The 19,518-nt window shown below is 47.8% G+C and carries 15 protein-coding genes; 6 read left to right on the top strand and 9 right to left on the bottom strand.

Annotated features, from left to right (window positions below; all coding sequences use genetic code 11):
• Positions 1–10 precede the first annotated feature (10 nt).
• Positions 11–469 (bottom strand): tautomerase, encoded by a 459-nt coding sequence (locus H8K32_RS11020; RefSeq protein ID WP_186912550.1) that lies wholly within the window; start codon positions 467–469, stop codon positions 11–13.
• Between the two features lie 95 nt (positions 470–564).
• Here H8K32_RS11020 and H8K32_RS11025 point away from each other — a divergent pair, with 95 nt between their 5' ends.
• Positions 565–1,536, top strand: a complete 972-nt coding sequence (locus H8K32_RS11025; protein ID WP_186912551.1) for a GlxA family transcriptional regulator — start codon at positions 565–567, stop codon at positions 1,534–1,536.
• Between the two features lie 75 nt (positions 1,537–1,611).
• Positions 1,612–2,217 carry an FMN-binding negative transcriptional regulator gene (locus H8K32_RS11030; protein WP_390312096.1) on the top strand — a complete coding sequence of 202 codons (606 nt, stop codon included), beginning with the start codon at positions 1,612–1,614 and terminating at the stop codon, positions 2,215–2,217.
• A gap of 72 nt (positions 2,218–2,289) precedes the next feature.
• Here the strand turns inward: H8K32_RS11030 and H8K32_RS11035 are convergent, their stop codons facing one another.
• The 8 genes from H8K32_RS11035 to aptA form a co-directional block, all read right to left on the bottom strand.
• Positions 2,290–2,802: a GNAT family N-acetyltransferase gene (locus H8K32_RS11035; protein WP_186912553.1), complete on the bottom strand. Its 513-nt coding sequence runs from the start codon at positions 2,800–2,802 to the stop codon at positions 2,290–2,292.
• A 129-nt stretch (positions 2,803–2,931) separates the two neighbouring features.
• Positions 2,932–4,182 (bottom strand): Zn-dependent hydrolase, encoded by a 1,251-nt coding sequence (locus H8K32_RS11040; RefSeq protein WP_186912554.1) that lies wholly within the window; start codon positions 4,180–4,182, stop codon positions 2,932–2,934.
• A gap of 24 nt (positions 4,183–4,206) precedes the next feature.
• Positions 4,207–5,634, bottom strand: a complete 1,428-nt coding sequence (gene hydA, locus H8K32_RS11045) for a dihydropyrimidinase (RefSeq protein WP_186912555.1) — start codon at positions 5,632–5,634, stop codon at positions 4,207–4,209.
• An 84-nt stretch (positions 5,635–5,718) separates the two neighbouring features.
• Complete coding sequence (locus H8K32_RS11050; RefSeq protein WP_186912556.1) at positions 5,719–7,194, bottom strand: NCS1 family nucleobase:cation symporter-1; 1,476 nt, start codon at positions 7,192–7,194, stop codon at positions 5,719–5,721.
• A gap of 283 nt (positions 7,195–7,477) precedes the next feature.
• Positions 7,478–8,749: an NAD-dependent dihydropyrimidine dehydrogenase subunit PreA gene (preA, locus tag H8K32_RS11055; RefSeq protein ID WP_186912557.1), complete on the bottom strand. Its 1,272-nt coding sequence runs from the start codon at positions 8,747–8,749 to the stop codon at positions 7,478–7,480.
• Between the two features lies 1 nt (position 8,750).
• A complete protein-coding gene (locus tag H8K32_RS11060; protein WP_186912558.1) occupies positions 8,751–10,109 on the bottom strand; it encodes an NAD(P)-dependent oxidoreductase in 1,359 nt (452 codons plus the stop codon).
• A 138-nt stretch (positions 10,110–10,247) separates the two neighbouring features.
• Positions 10,248–11,747, bottom strand: coding sequence for a CoA-acylating methylmalonate-semialdehyde dehydrogenase (locus H8K32_RS11065; protein WP_186912559.1), 1,500 nt, complete (start codon positions 11,745–11,747; stop codon positions 10,248–10,250).
• A 58-nt stretch (positions 11,748–11,805) separates the two neighbouring features.
• The gene (gene aptA / locus H8K32_RS11070) at positions 11,806–13,116 is read right to left on the bottom strand and encodes an omega-aminotransferase AptA (RefSeq protein WP_246447288.1); all 1,311 of its coding nucleotides are present in this window, start codon (positions 13,114–13,116) and stop codon (positions 11,806–11,808) included.
• 198 nt (positions 13,117–13,314) lie between these two features.
• On the opposite strand from aptA, the gene H8K32_RS11075 reads away from it, so the two are divergent.
• From H8K32_RS11075 to H8K32_RS11090, 4 genes are all read left to right on the top strand, one after another.
• On the top strand, positions 13,315–14,766 hold the full coding sequence (locus tag H8K32_RS11075; RefSeq protein WP_186912560.1) for an aminotransferase-like domain-containing protein: 1,452 nt from the start codon (positions 13,315–13,317) through the stop codon (positions 14,764–14,766).
• Positions 14,759–15,403 (top strand): TetR/AcrR family transcriptional regulator, encoded by a 645-nt coding sequence (locus H8K32_RS11080; RefSeq protein ID WP_186912561.1) that lies wholly within the window; start codon positions 14,759–14,761, stop codon positions 15,401–15,403. The genes H8K32_RS11075 and H8K32_RS11080 overlap by 8 nt, the downstream gene beginning before the upstream one ends.
• 245 nt (positions 15,404–15,648) lie before the next feature.
• Positions 15,649–17,766, top strand: coding sequence for an EAL domain-containing protein (locus H8K32_RS11085; protein WP_186912562.1), 2,118 nt, complete (start codon positions 15,649–15,651; stop codon positions 17,764–17,766).
• Positions 17,767–17,895: 129 nt separating this feature from the next.
• Entirely contained in the window at positions 17,896–19,455 is a 1,560-nt protein-coding gene (locus H8K32_RS11090; RefSeq protein WP_186912563.1) for a sensor histidine kinase, read from the top strand.
• Positions 19,456–19,518: the final 63 nt, after the last annotated feature.

The raw sequence follows: 19,518 nt of genomic DNA on the forward strand, positions 1-19,518 counted from the left end.
CGGCAAGAAGCTATTCATTCTTGAGCAATGTCTGTAAATGTGAAAATCCCGCTGCTCTTGCGAAGTCCGGTAATCTCCAGACATTGCCATTGGCGCCCCATGATCCATCAGTGACCTCATGCAATACAATCGAAGTTGCGAGTTGCCGCTGCTCTTCTGGTGCGAGCGCGTTGATGAAGGCTTTATGTATGTCAGCAATATAAGAAGCGCGAGTAGCACCGTCAAGCACGCCTGCGGGCAGAAAAATCATCGCAATGCAAGGTATCAGCTGAGCGCTTAAATCGATACCTCCACAAGTCCAGGATCCGGTCGCTACCTCGTCGATCGTAATCCAGCATAAGAAGCGTTTTCTTTGATCGTCCGGAATTTGTTCAGCGTTTGCTGCGGCAGCATTAAGGCTTTTTACTAGTTTCGCTTTAGCGTCATTAGAAAATGCATTGTGAGGCAATTTGATGAGCATATTTGGCATATCGAGGCACCTGATGATGAATGAGACTTCACTTTAATGCAAAATCATGGAACAATGAAGATGTCCGATTTGACATTTATAAGGCAATTTCAGCCATGCATGATTTCACCGTTTTAGTTCTCTCTAATGCCTATGCATCCAGTGTTGCGATGACACTGGACATGCTCACGGTCGCAGCATCGATTGCTTCACCGCTTGGCGTTGCCATTCCTCGATGGCGAGTAGTAAGCACGGAATCCAATGAACTCGAGTTCTCGAATGGGCTTCGTATGTTTGTACAAAAGCTGCCTAAGCGCTATCGTCCTGACAATTCAATTTTAATCGTACCCGGACTAGGATTGGATAACCCTGAATCGGTGCAAGAGCGACTTAAACAAGCGGATAGTCAAAGTGCAATCGAGTTCATCAGAAAACATGCAAATGCAGGAGGCAGCATCGCTGCATCTTGTTCGTCCGTCTTTTTATGTCAAGCGGCAGGATTGCTTTGCGATCGAAAAGCAACGACCTCATGGTGGCTCACTCAGAAGCTGCAAGAATTGGAGCCCCGATGTCGGGTTGAAGCAGAACGCATTGTCATTGCCGACGGAAATATCATCACCGCCGGCGCCGCTTTTGCTCAGATGGATTTGTTGATCCACCTGATACGACTTCGGTTTGGCGCGCCCCTTGCGGACGGTGTCTCACGTGCATTGTTGATTGATAAACGACAATCTCAGGCTTTATTCGCCATGCCAGTCGCTTTTGCCAGTGGTAATGATTTGATCGCAAGATTAACAAAGCGCGTTCGGGACTCCTTACCGCATATCCCCACTGTTGCGGCTCTCGCTGCCGAGTCTTGCATTTCTGAGCGATCATTAAGCCGGCATGTAAAAGCAATGACCGGTTCCAGTACAAAAACGCTAATTCAAAGTGTTCAGATTGGCGTTGCAAGACAATTACTCGAATCCAGCCGACTCAACGTTGAACAAGTCGCTGAGCGCGTCGGATATGCAGATTCAACGGCCCTGAGAAGAACAATGTTTCGCCACCTTGGTGCAATTCCCAGCCAAATTCGTTTGACGCGCTAAAAATTCAACGCTGGTAAGATTTTTCTTCCGCACTTAACGTTGGCCATTTAATTATTCCTCCCTCAATAAACGGACATTTCGACCAGTATGGAGCAGATCTGCCAACATCCGCTCGCCAGCATAGTCAGTATGGAAGAGGATGGTATGACGGCGAATCATATTCCTTTGATCATTACGCCACTAAGCGCAGTTGCACCGCTCGGAACCTTGCGCGGTCATGTCGCTCGTGCGAATCCGGTGTGGGAGAATAAAGATCAGTTGCTATTGATATTTCAGGGCGCCAGTGCCTACATCCGGCCAGGCTGGCATGAGGAGAGAATGAAAACGGGTGCGGTGGTGCCGACCTACGACTATGCGGTGGTGCATGGTCACGGTCATTTACGCATTGTGGATGATCATCGGGAGTTCTACGGCCTGCCGACACAATTGACCGACCATTTTGAATCGAAAAGAAAATTACCCTGGTCGGTCAGCGATGCGCCCCGGAATTTCATTGATCGCCTCATGGCTGAAATTGTGGGAATTGAAATTCCACTGATCAAACTCGTCGGAAAATGGAAAGCGAACCAGGATGATTCGACTAGTAGTCGGAGTCATATCGCACTGCAGTTGCGTGAAGAAAATAGCACACAAGGCGGCGCAATGGCAGACATCATTGAGTCTCGGTTGTTTGAGAAATGAGCAGGCGAGAATAAATGCTCCGTCTTCCTCGCCTGCCATTATCAGTCAATACGTAGAATTGAGTTTTTCGGATCAACGAAACTCGTCAGTAGTAAGTACATAAACATTTGTTTCGGGCACTGACCTGGCAGTTTCCAGCCGCATGCCCAGCTTAGTCGCCACAGCAATCGAGCCCGCGTTGCCGGGCGCGATGTGTGCTGATATTTGCTTCGCACCCACCACGTCAAAACCAAACGCCAGCGCCACTTGCGCCCCCTCTGTCGCGTAGCCTTTCCCCCAACTTTCACGCCCGAGTACCCAACCGATCTCGATATCAACAGCGCCCTCGTGTCGCATCAAGCCGAGCCGCCCTATGATGGCCCCACTATCGCGTAACTGTACTGACCAACCACCAAATCCTCGCAATGCCCAGTGACCAATTTGTCGTGCCATCATCTCAAATACCTGGTCTGCATCCATTGGCCCACCTATATGAGACATCACTTCAGCATCGCCGTATACTGCGAGGTAATTTGCCAGATGGGAGGAATCCGGTGGTACCAACGCAAGCCGGGCCGTTTTGAGTGTTGGAATATGTAATTGCATCTCACTTTCTCTACAAAAATCAAAAGGTGACAAATAGCGTTTCAATTTTTATCTAATGCTGGAATGACTCTAATCAGATTAGCATTCAATGAGCCGCTATCGCCACTATACCGACGTTGATCAAATGGGCTAGACGACGGGTTGCGCGCGCTCTAGCATTGCATGTAATAACACGTTGCATCCAGCGCTTAGATGTTCCGCCTTAGCGTCTTCAATTTCATTATGACTGATACCGTCTTTACACGGCACAAAAATCATCCCTGATGGTGCGAGACGTGCGGCGTAAATTGCGTCGTGTCCTGCGCCTGACACTACATCCATTGTGCTGTAACCAAGCTCAGCGGTAGCCTTTCGTACCGCATCGACGCACTCTGGATGAAACGGGCAAGGTGGAAAATAGGAAACACGTTCTATACTGATTTTTAATCCAGAACTTTGGCTACTGCTATCGACGAAAGCCAGAATCTCATTGTGCATGGTATCGAGCAATTCAGATGATACGTTGCGTAGATCAATACTAAATTTCACTTCACCTGGAATCACATTGCGGCTGTTCGGAAACACCTGCACCATGCCAACTGTGCCGCGTCCATACGGTGGATAGCGATTTCCGATATTCACCACCTCTTGCATAATATGTGTCGCCACTTGCAAGGCGTCTTTGCGCAATCCCATCGGGGTCGGGCCTGCATGCGCCTCCATCCCTGTAACCACGCAGTCGTACCAAGATAATCCAAGAACGCCGGGCACGACACCAATCACTTTATCGGCATCTTCCAATACCGGGCCTTGTTCTATATGCGCCTCAAAATAGGCACCAATAGGATGTTGCCCTGGTTCTTCTGTTCCGAGATAACCGATACGTGCCAGTTCGTCGGCGACGGTCTTGCCGTCGATGTCCTTTGCAGCATACGCGTGTTCAAGTGTGAAAGCACCGCAAAACACACCTGAACCCATCATGACCGGCACAAAGCGAGAGCCCTCTTCATTCGTCCAGAAGGCGACTTCGATAGGTGCTTCGGTTTGTATCTGATGGTCATTCAAAGTGCGCACCACTTCTAATGCTGCCAACACGCCGTAATTGCCATCAAATTTGCCGCCCGTAGGTTGGGTGTCAATATGACTGCCGGACATCACTGGTGGCAATGCGGCATTGCGCCCGGCTCTGTGCATGAAGACATTGCCAATTTTATCCACGGCCACCGTCATACCTGCTTGTTTGCCCCACGAAACTACTAAATCGCGCCCTTGTTTATCCAGATCGCTCAATGCCAGCCGTTTGACGCCGCCTTTTGCCGTCGCACCTATTTGAGCCAGTTCCATTAACGAAGCCCAAAGGCGATCACCATTAATCCGTAAATCACGTAATGCTACAGCCATATTGCACTCCTCATTCGTCTTTGATTAAGCCTGTTTTTCAGATTCGCGCATTTTATTCAACGCGCCAAACATCGCAGAAAATGGTGGCCGTTTGACATAGTTACCCGCAGCCGTTTGCGCCATGAGTTGACCTAGTTTGTACACCAGTTTGCCATTGCTGATGGTATAGGTTGGTATGCCTTTGACAGTGCGCCCTTCAAAGACATTAAAATCACCTTTTGAAAATTGCGTTTTTGCCGATAATGTTTTGCTCGCATGCGCGTCCCATAAAACGATGTCTGCATCAGCACCTACCGCAATCACACCCTTACGTGGGTAGATATTAAAAATCTGGGCACAATTGGTGGACGTGACTTTAACAAATTCGGATGGTGTTAAACGACCTGTATTCACACCAGCATCCCATAACACCATCATGCGTTCTTCGATGCCGCCGCAACCGTTTGGAATTTTAGTGAAGTCGTTTTTTCCGGCAGCTTTTTGCTCGGCGCAAAACGTGCAATGATCGGTTGCTGTCGTATGTAAATTACCGCCTTGTAAGCCTTGCCAGAGTGCTTGTTGGTGGCTGCTGCTGCGGAACGGCGGGCTCATTACGTGACCTGCTGCATGTGCAAAATCAGGATGTTGGTAGACGCTATCATCGATGGTCAGATGACCCGCCAGCACTTCGCCAAAGACGCGTTGTCCGCTGGCACGTGCGCGGGTAATTGCATCGAGGGATTCGCGGCAAGAGACGTGCACAATATACAGCGGTGTATTGAGTACATTGGCAATCGCAATTGCGCGTTGAGCTGCTTCGCCTTCGACGATGGGAGGGCGCGACAGTGGATGTGCATCAGGCCCGGTCTGCCCTTTTTTCAGCAACTCTTGCTGCAACAGATACACCAGCTCGCCGTTTTCTGCATGAACGGTTGGCATGGCCCCAAGTTCCAAGGCACGGCGAAAGCTTTTAACCAAAATCTCGTCGTCCGCCATGATCGCGTTTTTATACGCCATGAAATGCTTGAAACTATTCACGCCATGTTCATTGACCAGCTTGCCCATATCAGCATGCACACTGTCATCCCACCAGGTAACGGCAACGTGGAACGAGTAATCTGATGCAGATTTTTCTGCCCAACCACGCCAGGTATGGAACGCTTCCATCAGACTTTGTTGTGGATTAGGAATCACAAAATCAATAATACTGGTGGTACCACCCGCAAGACCAGCGGCGGTGCCACTAAAAAAATCATCTTGCGTGACGGTACCCATGAACGGCAATTGCATATGCGTGTGGGGGTCGATTCCACCCGGCATCACATACAAGCCATCGGCCTCAATGACCTCGACGTCCAAAGGTGTTGGCAGATGCTCACCAACGGCAATGATTTTCCCGTTATCACACAGTACATCGGCACGGAACTCTCGGTCCGCATTCACTACGACACCACCACGTATCAAGATGCTCATCGCCACTCCCCGATTCTTTACATACTCAACAACTCAGATTGCCGTTACCCATTTTGGGTAACGGCATTTTCGACATAAACCCAATTAAGAATTAGCCTGTGCCACCATCGCAGTATTCGCTTTACTCATCATTAAACCGCAATACACAACGCCCGATAAAGCCAGACCAACAAACCAAGCATAGGTATAGACGGTTTTGAGGAGCTCAGGAATATCTGGAAAAGCTGCCGGAAATGCGGCATTCAAAAATCCGGGAATATTCGGTAACACACCAATAACAAACGCAATCACTGCCGCAAAATTCCAACCATTTGTGTATTGATAGATGCCTTGTTCCAGGTACAAATCATCGACCTTAATTTGCGTCTTACGGATAAAGTAGTAATCGATAATCAAAATCCCGGCGATGGGTCCGAGCAAGGCGGAATAGCCTATCAGCCAGGTAAAAATATAACCTTGCGTGGTTTCGAGTATCTTCCATGGCATCATCACCAAAGCGATACCAGCCGTGATGTAGCCACCAGTTTTATAAGAAATTAATTGCGGGTTCAATGCAGAAAAATCGTAGGCAGGTCCAACCAGATTGGCTGCCAGATTGACCGACACGGTATCAATCAACAAAATAACCAGCGCGATCAACACCGCGCCACCCGTCATGCGACTCGCCAGATCCACCGGATCCCACAAAGCCTTGCCGTACAGAACCACGGTAGCGGAGGTCACAATCACGGCTAACAATGCCAGCAACCCCATAGGTGCAGGCAAACCGATCGTTTGTCCTAATACCTGATCACGTTGCGATTTGGCAAAGCGGGTGAAATCAGGAATATTCAAAGCCAGCGTTGCCCAAAAACCGATCATCGCGGTCAGGGACGGCCAAAATGTGCTCCAGAATTGACCTGCTTTTTTACCACCTTCGATAAACTGCGACGGCTGATCCAGGATAGGGCCAAAGCTACCGGCTTTGTTATACACCCAACCCAGCAACACAAAACAAATCAAAATCTTCAACGGTGCAGTATAGGTTTCCAGCTTGCGTATCGCATCCATGCCATGAAAAATGTACCAAAACTGTATGCCCCAAAAAATCAGAAAACATACCAATTGCGCCGCATTGATGCCAAGACCAGCAATTTTGTCTTGTCCTAAAGGATGGCCGAGTAAAACGCCACCCAGGGTATAAATCATTTGCCCACCAAACCAGGTCTGGATGCCGTACCAGCCGCAAGCGACAATTGCGCGCATCAACGCAGGCAAGCGTGCACCTCGAACACCAAATGAAGTGCGCGCTAATACTGCGTAAGGAATGCCATATTTGGCCCCCGCATGACCGATCAGCAACATAGGAATCAACACAATTGCATTGGCAATGAAGACACATAACACCGCCTGATAACCAGACATGCCGCCTTCGATCAGACTCGCTGCCAGCGTATAAGCCGGAATGCACATGACCATTCCCACCCATAATGCCGCAAAGTGATACCAGCGCCAGGTGCGCTGTGCTTCGGACGTCGGTGCCAGATCCTCATTCCATAGTTGACTGCTTTCGGTATGCATATATTCCCCTCCAGATGGATGTATTGAAAAAACTTGTACCCCGGACTTACGTCTCAATAGACTAGCAAGCTCTATTCCAGCCAAAGGGCAGGCGTTTTTCTCTTTTTTTCAGGACTTTCACAAAATCGTCCTTGCCAGATTATGACAACTTACAAGGCGAATTTTGTATGTATCCGATTTTATTTTTTTAAGCAGAACGGACGCAATACCAGGCATGGTTTTGCGTCAATTCTGGCATGCACAAGATCAAACTCAAGAATCAACAATACGAAGGAAGCTATGATTAAGTTACTGCACGTGGATTGCGTGGGTCTTGCGTCCAGTTCATATACGATTTACCGGTTGCTTGCGGAACCATGGTGATACATTGTTCTACGGGACAGGTAATCTGACATAAATTACAACCGACGCATTCTTCTGCCTTTACCTCGTAACGACGGACACCTTCAGCACCGATCAATTGGGAAATCGATTGATGCGAAGTATCTTCGCAAGCGATGTAGCACCGACCACACCGTATGCATTTATCCTGATCAATTTCAGCAATGACTTGATAATTCATATCCAGATATTTCCAGTCAGTCGTATTGGTGACGGCTTTACCAGAAAAGTCGCTGATACGTTCATAACCTTTTTCATCCATCCAGCGTGACAAACCGTCGCTCATCTCTTTGACGATACGGAAACCATGCAACATTGCAGCAGTGCACACCTGCACAGAACCAGCACCTAACGCCATAAATTCAGCAGCATCGCGCCAATTTCCAATGCCACCAATGCCAGAGATAGGCAAACCTTGGGTTGCCGGATCGCGTGCAATTTCTGCCACCATGTTCAGTGCAATCGGCTTCACCGCACTGCCGCAATAGCCACCATGCGTACTTTGCGTACCGACGATAGGGCGCGCTACCATCTGATCCAGATCGATAGAGGTGATGGAATTAATGGTATTGATCAACGACACCGCATCCGCACCACCTGCCAATGCTGCACGTGCAGGAATGCGCACGTCAGTGATATTCGGCGTCAGCTTCACAATCACCGGTAAAGAGCAATATTTTTTACACCAACGGGTAATCATTTCGACGTATTCTGGCACCTGCCCCACCGCTGCACCCATGCCGCGTTCTGGCATGCCATGTGGACAACCAAAGTTCAATTCAATCCCATCAGCGCCAGTTGCTTCTACCAACGGCAGAACACGCTTCCAGCTTTCTTCTTCACACGGAAACATCAATGAAACAATCATCGCGCGATCTGGCCAATCTTTTTTGACCTGGGTAATTTCTTGCAGGTTTAATTCCAGGCTGCGGTCGGTAATCAGTTCGATGTTATTAAAACCGATGACTTCACGATTTTTTCCATAATGCGCGGAATAACGTGAAGAAACATTGACTGGCGCAGGATCTTCGCCCAGCGTTTTCCAGACAACCCCGCCCCACCCCGCCTCGAACGCACGGACGACGTTGTACGCTTTGTCAGTCGGTGGTGCAGAGGCCAGCCAGAAAGGGTTTGGCGCTTTGATGCCAGCAAAATTAATTGAGAGATCCGCCATGTCACACCTTCGCTTTCAAGTCGTTATTGATTGCCAGCGCTGCCAGCTTGCCATGTTGTACCGCTTGCACAGTCAGATCTTGTCCCGGCGCAATGCAATCGCCTCCGGCGTAGACCTTCGATAAACTGGTGCGATAGTGATCGTCGACCCAGATTTTGTCTTTCTCGCGCTTCACGTCGTGAGCAATCGGATCGTTAAGGCTTGCTGCATCGAGGCTTTGGCCGATGGCTTTGAAAACCGCTTGAGCGGGGATATCCAATGTTTCTCCGGTGCCTTGTAATTTTCCGTTGACCTCATGCGTCTTCTCAAAGCGCATTCCCGACACGTTGCCAGCAAAATCAAACAACACCTGCTGAGGTTGTGCCCAGGTGACGATTCTGACCTGATTGGCTTTGGCGATCTCTTGCTCATGTAAAGTCGCAGACATGTGTTGTGCGCCACGGCGATACACCAGTGTGACTTGCTGCGCACCTAAACGGGCGATTTGCACCGCCATATCGATGGCGGTATTACCAGCTCCGATCACGACGCACTGCGCAGGGACGGGTAATTGACTTAAGTCGTCGGACTGACGTAATTCTGCAATGTAATCCACCGCCGCCAGCAGACCCGGCGCGTCTTCACCAGTCAAACCTAACTCTCGGCTCGTCCCTAATCCCAATGCCAAAAACACCGCATCAAAGTCGCGCCGTAATTGTTCAAGGTGCAAATTGGCACCAAGTTTTTGTTCGTGCTTGACACTGATACCACCTACCTGCAACAGAAAATCAACTTCACGTTGTGCGCTGTCGCCGGTTAATTTGTATTTCGCAATCCCATATTCATTTAGGCCACCAGATTTTTTTTGCGCTTCAAAAATTACGACCTCATGACCTAAGGTCGCCAGCTTGTGAGCGCAAGATAGGCCCGCGGGGCCCGCGCCAACAATGGCGATTTTTTTACCGGTTGCTGCGGCACGCGGAAACGGATGCTGCGTAAATTTCATATGATCTAAAGCATATCGTTGCAACAGACCGATTTTTACCGGTGCACCTTCGTCATCGTGATTGCGCACACAAGCGTGTTCACACAAAATCTCTGTGGGGCAAACACGGGCGCAACTGGCACCCAAGATGTTTTGTTGCAAAATACCTTTGGCTGCACCATTGATATTGCCGACGGCAATATTCTGAATAAAGCTGGGCACATCAATTTCAGAAGGGCATATGCGGCTACAAGGTGCATCATAACAATACAAACAACGTTCGCTTTCTATTGCCGCCTGACGGCTGTTTAATGCAGGATGAAGATCACTAAACTGCGCGGCCAGTTCTTCTGGACGCGTATTTGCTGCGGTGAGATGTTTCAGGGCTTCCAACATGGGTGGCTCCAGTTAAACAATGTTCAGATACAACAAAAAATACAAACCCGTGTTACATGCATCAATGATCCATGCAACGAATAAACAAGCTGAAGGACGATAAAAAACAGATCGATCAAGCGTTTTCCAGATCGCGGATTATTTCATTTGCGGGAAAGAGAATTCCGCCCCTTTTGACATACTGTCTGGCCAACGCTGCATCACGGCTTTGACACGTGTATAAAAACGCACGCCTTCTGGGCCATAAATGTGATGATCGCCAAACAAACTACGTTTCCAGCCACCAAAGCTATGGAAAGCCATAGGCACCGGCAGTGGAACGTTCACACCGACCATACCGACTTGTATCATGCGTACAAATTCACGAGCTGTGCCGCCGTCTGCGGTAAAGACGGCAACACCATTGCCGTATTCATGTTGATTGATCAGTTCTGCGGCGGCTGCCATATTTGGTACCCGCACCACGCATAACACCGGGCCAAAGATCTCTTGCTGGTAGATGCTCATGTCTGTTGTCACGTGGTCGAACAGGCTACCGCCAGTAAAAAATCCTTGTTCGCATCCGGGTACCACGTGGTTGCGTCCATCAACGACCAGTTTTGCTCCTTGCGCAACGCCCTCGCTGATCAGGCTTTCGATACGCTGTTTGGCAGCATGGGTAATAACGGGCCCCATCTCGGCCCCCTCCACCAAACCATTATTGATTTTGAGTGTTTTTACACGCGCCGCCATCGCATCGACCAACGCGTCAGCGGCGGAACCTACGGCCACTGCGACTGAAATCGCCATGCAACGTTCACCAGCAGATCCGTATGCCGCCCCCATCAGTGCATCCACTGCCATACTCAGATCCGCATCGGGCATCACAACCATGTGATTTTTAGCGCCGCCCAAAGCTTGTACGCGTTTGCCATTGGCACAACCACGCGCATAAATGGCTTGCGCAATGGGCGTTGAACCGACAAAGCTGATCGCCTGCACATCGGGATGATCAAGCAAAGCATCAACCACAATTTTGTCGCCCTGCACTACGTTAAACACACCTTTTGGCAAACCAGCCTCTTGCAATAATTTTGCATGCAATAAAGAAGCCGAAGGATCGCGCTCAGACGGTTTAAGGACAAAGGTATTGCCGCATGCCAGCGCAATCGGAAACATCCACATGGGCACCATCACCGGGAAGTTAAACGGCGTAATGCCAGCAACGACACCTAAAGGTTGACGCATACTGCAAGCATCAATACCGCGAGCGATCTGCTCAGAATATTCGCCTTTGAGCAACTGTGGAATGCCGATCGCAAATTCAACCACTTCGATACCGCGCGCAACCTCACCGCGTGCATCAGCAAGGGTCTTACCATGCTCTTTGGTCAGTAAATGCGCAAACTCTTCGGTATGCTGTTGCAGCAATTGCAGATAGCTCATCAGAATGCGGGCGCGGCTGAGTGCGGGAGTGTTCGCCCACGCCGGAAACGCTTGCTTAGCAGCAGCAACGGCGATCTTCACTTCATGCTCAGTCCCCAGCGCCACGGCGCCTTGCACTGTGCCGAGAGCGGGATTGAAAATATCAGCAAAGCGATTGTCGATATTTTCATGTATTTCACCATTGATATAGTGATGAACTTGATATTGGCTCATGTTGTTATATTTCTCTTCAAAATCTTCGATGGTATTCTTTGCGCTTTACTGCAAAGCCTTAGGCAGCCGCTTTTAAAATTTCTGCCAGTTTTCCAAACAATTGATCGATATGCTGTTTCTCTAAAATCAATGGTGGTGACATTGCAATAATGTCGCCGGTGGTGCGAACCAATACGCCTTCGGCAAACGCTTTTTTATAGACCGCCATCGCGCGAGCACCGACCTTACCAGGGATAGATTCAAGTTCAATTGCACCGATCAGACCGACATTGCGCAGATCAATCACATGCGGCAAGCCTTTCAATGAATGCAGCGCATCTTCCCAATACGCCGTCATGCTTTGTGCGTGTTCCAGTATTTTTTCTTCTTTAAATACCTTGAGTGACGCTAAACCAGCGGCACATGCCAAAGGATGGCCAGAATAGGTATAGCCGTGAAACAGTTCTATACCTGCTGCACTATCCATCAAGGCATCGTAAATTTTCTGATGACTAAAGACAGCCCCCATAGGCACCACACCATTGGTCAGCCCTTTAGCAGTGGTCATCAGATCGGGACGTACATCAAAAAAGTCAGAAGCAAACGGTGTCGCCATGCGACCAAATCCGGTAATCACTTCATCAAAGATCAGCAAGATACCGTGCTTATCGCAGAGCTCGCGCAAACGCTTGAGATAACCTTTCGGCGGTAAGATCACACCAGCGGAACCGGACAAAGGCTCAACAATCACCGCAGCGATGGTTGATGCATCATGTAAGGTAACGAGGCGTTCCAATTCATCCGCGAGATGCGTACCGTATTCTGGCAAGCCGCGACTAAACGCATTTTTTTCCAGATTATGGGTATGTGGAAGATAATCAACACCACCAAGCAAATTAGCAAATTGTTTGCGGTTGGCTGGCAATCCACCGATAGACATACCGCCAAATCCCACGCCGTGATAGCCTCGTTCACGACTAATAAAGCGGGTACGCTGGGCCTCACCACGAGCCCGGTGATAAGCTAATACCATTTTCAAAGCGGTATCCACCGCTTCCGAACCGGAGTTGGTATAAAACACCTGTCCGAACTTGTTACCGCTGTAGTCAATAAGTTGTTCAGCCAGCTCAAACGCCGCCGGATGCCCCATTTGAAATGCTGGTGCGTAATCGAGGGTCGCCACGGCGTCTTGCACCGCTTTGACGATAGTCGGATGGGAATGTCCGAGCGGCACACACCACAGCCCGGCCGTGGCATCAAGTATTTCGCGCCCGTTTTGATCACGATAAAACATCCCAGAGGCAGAAGCCACAATACGAGGTGCTTCCTTGTAATCACGATTGGCCGTAAAAGGCATCCAATACGAATTGAGCTGTTGCTTGCTTAGCATGTGTTTCTCCTGAAAACAATTTACCAAGTGGTAAAAATATGTTGAAATCCTAGATAAGCATATGCACTGACGACATATACAGCCAGCAAAATTTCATCCAACCGTACAGTTTTTTTGAGCAATACAGTTTTGCGATAGCGGGATAGGCATCGATGTCGACGACAAAAAACCTGCATCTAACCAAAAACGGAGACCAGCATGGAAGTTGCAAATGAAAATATCGCCCATGACCACGATTCTGAATGGCCACAGCTAGCATTAGTGAGGCGTTGCCAGTCCAGTCTGGTAGAACAAATCGTTCAGGAAGTCACACGTCTGGTGCAGAAAAATCAATTACCGCTCGGTAGCAAAATGCCGTCAGTCAGGCAATTTGCCAAGTGCAACGCGGTGAGTACCTTTACCGTAGTCGAGTCGTATGAACGCTTAATCACGCTGGGCTTATTGATCTCGCGCCGTGGTTCGGGTTACTTTGTGAGTAAGCCTGCGGCGCACCCTATGCCGGTTGCCACAGCCAATACATCAAGCTTAACGACCGTTCTGGATGCACTGAGTCCGGATCTCTATTCCGGTGTATCGACAGCTTTACCGGTTGGTTCTGGGTGGTTACCGCCGGAATGGTATGGCGACGATATTTTGTTAGATGCCCTCAAACAATCAATGCGTATTCCGACCCAGCGTTTGCGTGGCTACGGTAATCCGCTGGGTTTCCCCAGCCTGCGCCAACATTTAGCGACGCAATTATCGCAAGAATTATTCAGTGTCGACGCCGAACAAATCCTGCTCACGCACGGTGCAACGCACGGTTTTGACCTGATTTTGCGCACCCTCTGCAAACCGGGTGACACGGTGTTTGTAGAAAACCCTGGCTACAGCAATTTACTGTCGCTAATCCGTCATCATGGCTGTATTCCTATCGGGATACGCAGAGATGAAAATGGTTTGGATGTCGAAGGACTGCTGGAAAAAGCCATCCTGCACCAACCTAAAATTATGTTCGTCAATACCGTGCTGCAAAACCCTCTCGGTACCAGCTTGAGCCAAAGTCATGCGCATCGCTTATTAGCCTTGGCTGAACAATTTGATTTCTGGCTTGTCGAAGACGATATTTACCGTGAACTCTGCCCCCGTCCAGAACCATCTCTGGCGGCAATGGATGGCTTACGGCGTGTTATACGAGTCGGTAGTTTTTCAAAAACTCTGTCGCCCACGCTAAGGGTTGGTTCGGTCTGTGCGTCTCCATCTCTGATCGGTGAATTATTACGCGTGAAAATGCTGGCAGGTCTCACAACCTCAGAAATTAACGAACGCGCAGTGCTCCATGCGATCAGTTCGCGGCTGTATAGACGCATGCTTGAGAAACTCAAACGGCAGCTAGACACGTCGCGCAACAACACGTTGGACGTATTGCTGGACGTCGGTATGACGCCGTTAGCCGAACCACGCGGCGGCATGTTCATCAGCGCCGGCTGGAAAAATTCAAATCTTGATGCCAGTCATATCACCAAACAGGCATTGCAAGCGGGCATCATTCTCGCGCCAAATGAATTTTTCTCGGCAGATGCGCATACTTACCCTTGGTTCCGCTTCAATATCGCGTACGGCAATAGCGAACAACTACGCAAATTCCTCGCAGGCGTACATCATGGATAAGCGCGTAGAGCCATCGCTAAGCCAACGCGACCAGATTGAGGCACGCATACTGCAATGTGCCACTGAGGTCTTTTCCGAGTCAGGATTTGCCGGTACTTCGATTGCCACGATCGCAGAGCGCGCAGGTATTTCCAAGCAAAATTTGTTGTACTACTACGCAAATAAGCAGGTGCTTTACCAGACCGTTTTAGATCAGGTGTTGGACCAGTGGTTAGAACGCATGGATATTCTGGCTGACGCCGATCAGGAACCTGAATTTTTACTACGTAGCTACATCCGCGAGAAGCTCCGTTTTTCTCAGGAGCAACCACATGCCTCAAGGGTGTATGCGATGGAGGTCATCAGCGGAGCACAAACGTATTCCGAAAGCATGAGGGAAAAAATCATTCCTTTTCTGAAAAAAGATATAGCGGTTTTCGAAGGCTGGATTGCCAAAGGAAAAATCGCTGCCGTCAATCCTACTCATCTTTTATTTTTGATCTGGGCAATGACGCAGTCGTATGCGGATTTTAGTACGCAAATGTGCCTGGTACTCGGTCATAGTCCGCTAAAACCGGAAGATTTTAATAATGCGGAGCAACTTATCAGCGAATTAGTTTTGCAACGCTTGCAATGTTTAGGCAAATTCGTCGACTAAGCTCTAAGATTAGGACTTACGCAAAACCACCCCAGCGGCGCTATAGCTCCTAGCCGTACCCTTGTACTGTCGTCGCCATACCTTGCCGGGACAATTTTGCGTAAGTCCTTAAGATCATGAAAGCACTTAAAGTTGTAATTTTTTAAATTCAACGAATGAAGCCACGCCAACTGATTTATTATAGATAGGTCCTTGCGGACGTTCATTCATTTGCTTTGATCAACCATGTCAGCAGCTATCAACCTATGCCAAATTTTCTTAAAGATCTTTTAAGTACCTTCAAACTCAGACGCATCGGTGTGCGCCTGGTTTTAAGCTATGGCATATTGCTCACTTTATTTATTGTTGTATTAATATTGCCTTTAGGGCAAATAAACAAAATGATGCGACTAGAGGATAAATTTGCGCACGAGGATATGCGTAAGTTACTGGTCGTACAGGAACTTGGATTGCTGACCGAAAGCGTCAGTAATGCCCTACCGCTACTGCTCACAGCCGCCAGAGATAAGCGCGAACAACAATACGGCTTGGTTGATGAAAAAAATAAAAAAATTACCAGCTTGATCGCAACATTAGAACGCACACTTGACGACCCTAGCCAACAAAATAATTTAAAGCTACTCAAACAACGTCGAGATGCGTATCAAAAAATGTATCTTGACCTCGTCAACCTGCTCGAAGACGAGGGGCAGGAAGCAGCGACCAAAAATTTTTACACTGAGGTAGAACCGTCACTCAACGCCCTGTTAGCGATCTCATCCAGACTATTGCAAAATGAACAAGATTTAATTATCGAACACCAAAACCAGTCCCAACAAGATCTAAAAAAGACCGGGATCATCGCCATTTTATTATCTATTCTTGCGGTTATAGTTGCTGCATTGCTTGCCTGGATCACGACCCGCAGTGTTGTGCGTCCTTTAGAACAATTGCAAACCCGAGCATTAAAGATTGCCGCCGGTGATTATCAAACGCAAATTCCAGTCAGCAACACAGAAGAAATCGCTAAAGTCGGATTAGCATTGAATACCATGTCAAACGCAATTGCTTCTCGCGAAAAAGACATTGAACACCTGGCTTTTTTTGATGGGCTTACTGGTCTGCCGAATCGAACTTATCTTTTAAAAACCATGGGGCAAGCCAATTTAAACGAGTACACGATTATTTTGATGGATTTGGCACGCTTAAAATCGGTCAACGAAACATTGGGGTTTGATACAGGGGATTCAGTCATTCTGCATGTAGCACAACGAATTCAACACGTGATCGCTACCTCTCACATAGACTCGGTGCCCTTATTGGTCAAGTTAGCGGGTGGATCATTTGCGGTGATGATTCCTAGCAGAAATCAAACTACCATCGAAGACATTTATTTGCGTATTGATCAAGCCAACAATGAGCCCGTCAAATGTGAAAATTACGCCGTCGATGTCGATCTGGTTTATGGCTTTGCATTGCAAGCAGAAGTACCCTTGCCTTTGATCCATTTGTTAAGAAATGCCGAAGTTGCCCTTTACGCCGCGAAGCGTAGTTCAAAGAAACTTGCATGGTATAGCGACGCTCAGGAAGCGTCACGATTAAGCCATTTGAGCTTACTGTCTGACCTACGGACTGCGGTCAAGTCCAATGAATTGCAGATGTGGTTACAGCCGAAAATAAAATTCTCAACAGCACAGGTTTATGGCTTTGAAGCCCTGGTTCGCTGGCAACATCCAGCACGCGGTTTTATCTCTCCTGCAGAATTTGTCCCCTTCGCTGAAAGCACAGGTTATATAGGCATCATTTCTGATTGGATGTTAGAAAGCGCAGTCATCAAACTAGCCGAATGGAAAAACATCCATCCAGATTTAAGCATTGCCGTCAATGTCAGTACGCATGACTTAAGAGACAAAAATTTACCTGACAGAGTCGCGAGTCTATTAACGCAATATAACGTTGATCCACACCATTTGAGGATAGAAATAACCGAGAGTGGGATTATGGAAGATCCGGACAGTGCCATAGAACTGCTCCACAGATTGCGGCAGACTGGAATTAGTTTGTCGATTGATGACTTTGGCACTGGTTATTCTTCACTTGCCTACCTGCAAAAGTTACCCGTCAACGAATTAAAAATTGATCGTAGCTTTGTCACCAATATTGATCAGTTAAGTGATACACAACGCCTGGTTAAAACAATTATTGAGCTAGGTCACGGACTCAAGCTCAGCGTCATTGCTGAAGGCATAGAAACGGAACAAGAGCGGGCAATATTACAACAGCTGGGTTGCGATTGTATGCAAGGCTATCTGGTAAGTAAGCCACTTTACGGAAAGCAACTACAAGATTGGCTGGACAAGAGTTTGCAGATAGATATAATTTAAAGAAGACAACATTTTCAGTGCGTCGTACAAAGAAGTGCAAATCTTTTGAAACTGGCACCAATCAACGCTTGCGGAGATCCTTTTCAGATTAAAGGCTGATCCAAAATTCGTAGAAAAGAAAGTGCAATTATGTATTCACTTCGATTCCGCTTGATTTCACTTTTTATCTTTGTCGTCACTGTCACACTGGCTATTTTTGGTATTTATGAATACGCCCATCTTTCTGATGAGCTTGAAAAAAACTTTACTGCCCATCAAAAAGAAGTCATTTCTCGTCTCGAGACATCGCTGCCATCAACGTTGTGGAATATGGATGAATCCACGGCAGAAAAAATCACCAAAGCAGAAATCCAGAATGTCGACATCAGTGCGGTAGAGATACGTTCTACCGAAATGCCAGACGCGAGTTTTGTCCATGTCACTAAATCAGGAAATAGCAAACAAAACGGCCCGATAAGCAAAGAATTTAACCAGTATCAGATAAGTGCCAAATTATTTGCAGAGATCACCAAACGAGATGCGTCTAAAGGCAACCACAAACCTCAAGCTCTGGGTGAAGTAATTGTCACGTTTTCTCATGACTATATCGATAAGAAGTTACGTGAAAATCTGACCCTGACATTGGTACAGATATTTATCCTCGACATCATTTTGATTATTGCATTAACACTGAGCCTTAAAGTTGTCTTTGACCCAATCAGATTATTACAAAGCGCCCTGTTTGAACTAAGTTCTCACGATGCAGAAGCAGTGACTGAATTACCTGAGTCTAAAAGCCAGGAATTCGGAAAAGTGATACGAGGTTTCAATCTCGTATTGCGTAATTTAAAAAATATTATTGTTTTACAACGTCAGGCTGAAGAAGCAGCTCACGCAGCCGCCAAAGAAACAGAAGAAGCTTATATCAGTCTCAAAGCTGCGCAAAAATCTCTTCTGCAAGCAGAAAAACTGGCCAGTCTGGGTAGTCTGGTCGCAGGCATTGCACACGAAATCAATACCCCAGTTGGTGTCATCGTGACCAGCGCATCAGTGCTGTCCGAAGCCAGCCAGGAAATCAATAAAAATATGGCCGGTGGCAACATTCGCAAATCAGACATGACAGCTTTTCTCACAACTGCGACCGAGAGCACACGCTTAATCATGAGTAACGCGGCACGCGCAGCCCATTTGATACAAAGCTTCAAACAAGTTGCGGTTGACCAAACCAGCGAACAGCGCCGCGAATTCGAATTAATTGAATTTTTAAACGACGTCACTACCAGTCTTAATCCTACATTAAGAAAAGCACACGCAAGTATTGATATAACAGGTCATAGCGACATTCATATGGATAGCTATCCCGGACTACTCGCACAGGTGATCACAAATTTGACGATGAATGCCGTTACGCATGCGTTTTCAGAAGGAGCGAACGGAAAAATTCACATTGATGTGAGTTTGTCAGAGCCATCCGTCTACATTGATTTTCGGGATGAAGGTCACGGCATTCCCGAGGAATTCCTCGACAAAATTTTTGAACCCTTTTTCACGACGAAACGCGGACAAGGTGGAACGGGTTTAGGTCTCAACATTGTTTTCAATATTATTACCAAGCAACTTTGCGGTACGATCACTGTACAAAACCATCCCGACAAGGGGGCATGGTTCAGAATCTGTATCCCTCGCGTGACAGAACAATTGCAAAAATGAAACGCCCTCGAAAAAATTGACAGTATCACCTGAAAATATCGGTTTTAAGGTTTAATATACTTG

The organism is Cognatundibacterium jejuense (assembly GCF_014284255.1).
GTDB lineage: Bacteria > Pseudomonadota > Gammaproteobacteria > Burkholderiales > Burkholderiaceae_D > Undibacterium > Undibacterium jejuense.

Bases quoted from the DNA above. Each gene is read 5' to 3' on its own strand.
- H8K32_RS11085 (WP_186912562.1), top strand. From the start codon at position 15,649: ATGCCAAATTTTCTTAAAGATCTTTTAAGTACCTTCAAACTCAGACGC.
- H8K32_RS11080 (WP_186912561.1), top strand. From the start codon at position 14,759: ATGGATAAGCGCGTAGAGCCATCGCTAAGCCAACGCGACCAGATTGAG.
- hydA (WP_186912555.1), bottom strand. From the start codon at position 5,634: ATGAGCATCTTGATACGTGGTGGTGTCGTAGTGAATGCGGACCGAGAG.
- H8K32_RS11040 (WP_186912554.1), bottom strand. From the start codon at position 4,182: ATGGCTGTAGCATTACGTGATTTACGGATTAATGGTGATCGCCTTTGG.
- H8K32_RS11060 (WP_186912558.1), bottom strand. From the start codon at position 10,109: ATGTTGGAAGCCCTGAAACATCTCACCGCAGCAAATACGCGTCCAGAA.
- aptA (WP_246447288.1), bottom strand. From the start codon at position 13,116: ATGCTAAGCAAGCAACAGCTCAATTCGTATTGGATGCCTTTTACGGCC.
- H8K32_RS11020 (WP_186912550.1), bottom strand. From the start codon at position 469: ATGCCAAATATGCTCATCAAATTGCCTCACAATGCATTTTCTAATGAC.
- H8K32_RS11025 (WP_186912551.1), top strand. From the start codon at position 565: ATGCATGATTTCACCGTTTTAGTTCTCTCTAATGCCTATGCATCCAGT.
- H8K32_RS11075 (WP_186912560.1), top strand. From the start codon at position 13,315: ATGGAAGTTGCAAATGAAAATATCGCCCATGACCACGATTCTGAATGG.
- H8K32_RS11050 (WP_186912556.1), bottom strand. From the start codon at position 7,194: ATGCATACCGAAAGCAGTCAACTATGGAATGAGGATCTGGCACCGACG.
- preA (WP_186912557.1), bottom strand. From the start codon at position 8,749: ATGGCGGATCTCTCAATTAATTTTGCTGGCATCAAAGCGCCAAACCCT.
- H8K32_RS11090 (WP_186912563.1), top strand. From the start codon at position 17,896: ATGTATTCACTTCGATTCCGCTTGATTTCACTTTTTATCTTTGTCGTC.
- H8K32_RS11065 (WP_186912559.1), bottom strand. From the start codon at position 11,747: ATGAGCCAATATCAAGTTCATCACTATATCAATGGTGAAATACATGAA.
- H8K32_RS11035 (WP_186912553.1), bottom strand. From the start codon at position 2,802: ATGCAATTACATATTCCAACACTCAAAACGGCCCGGCTTGCGTTGGTA.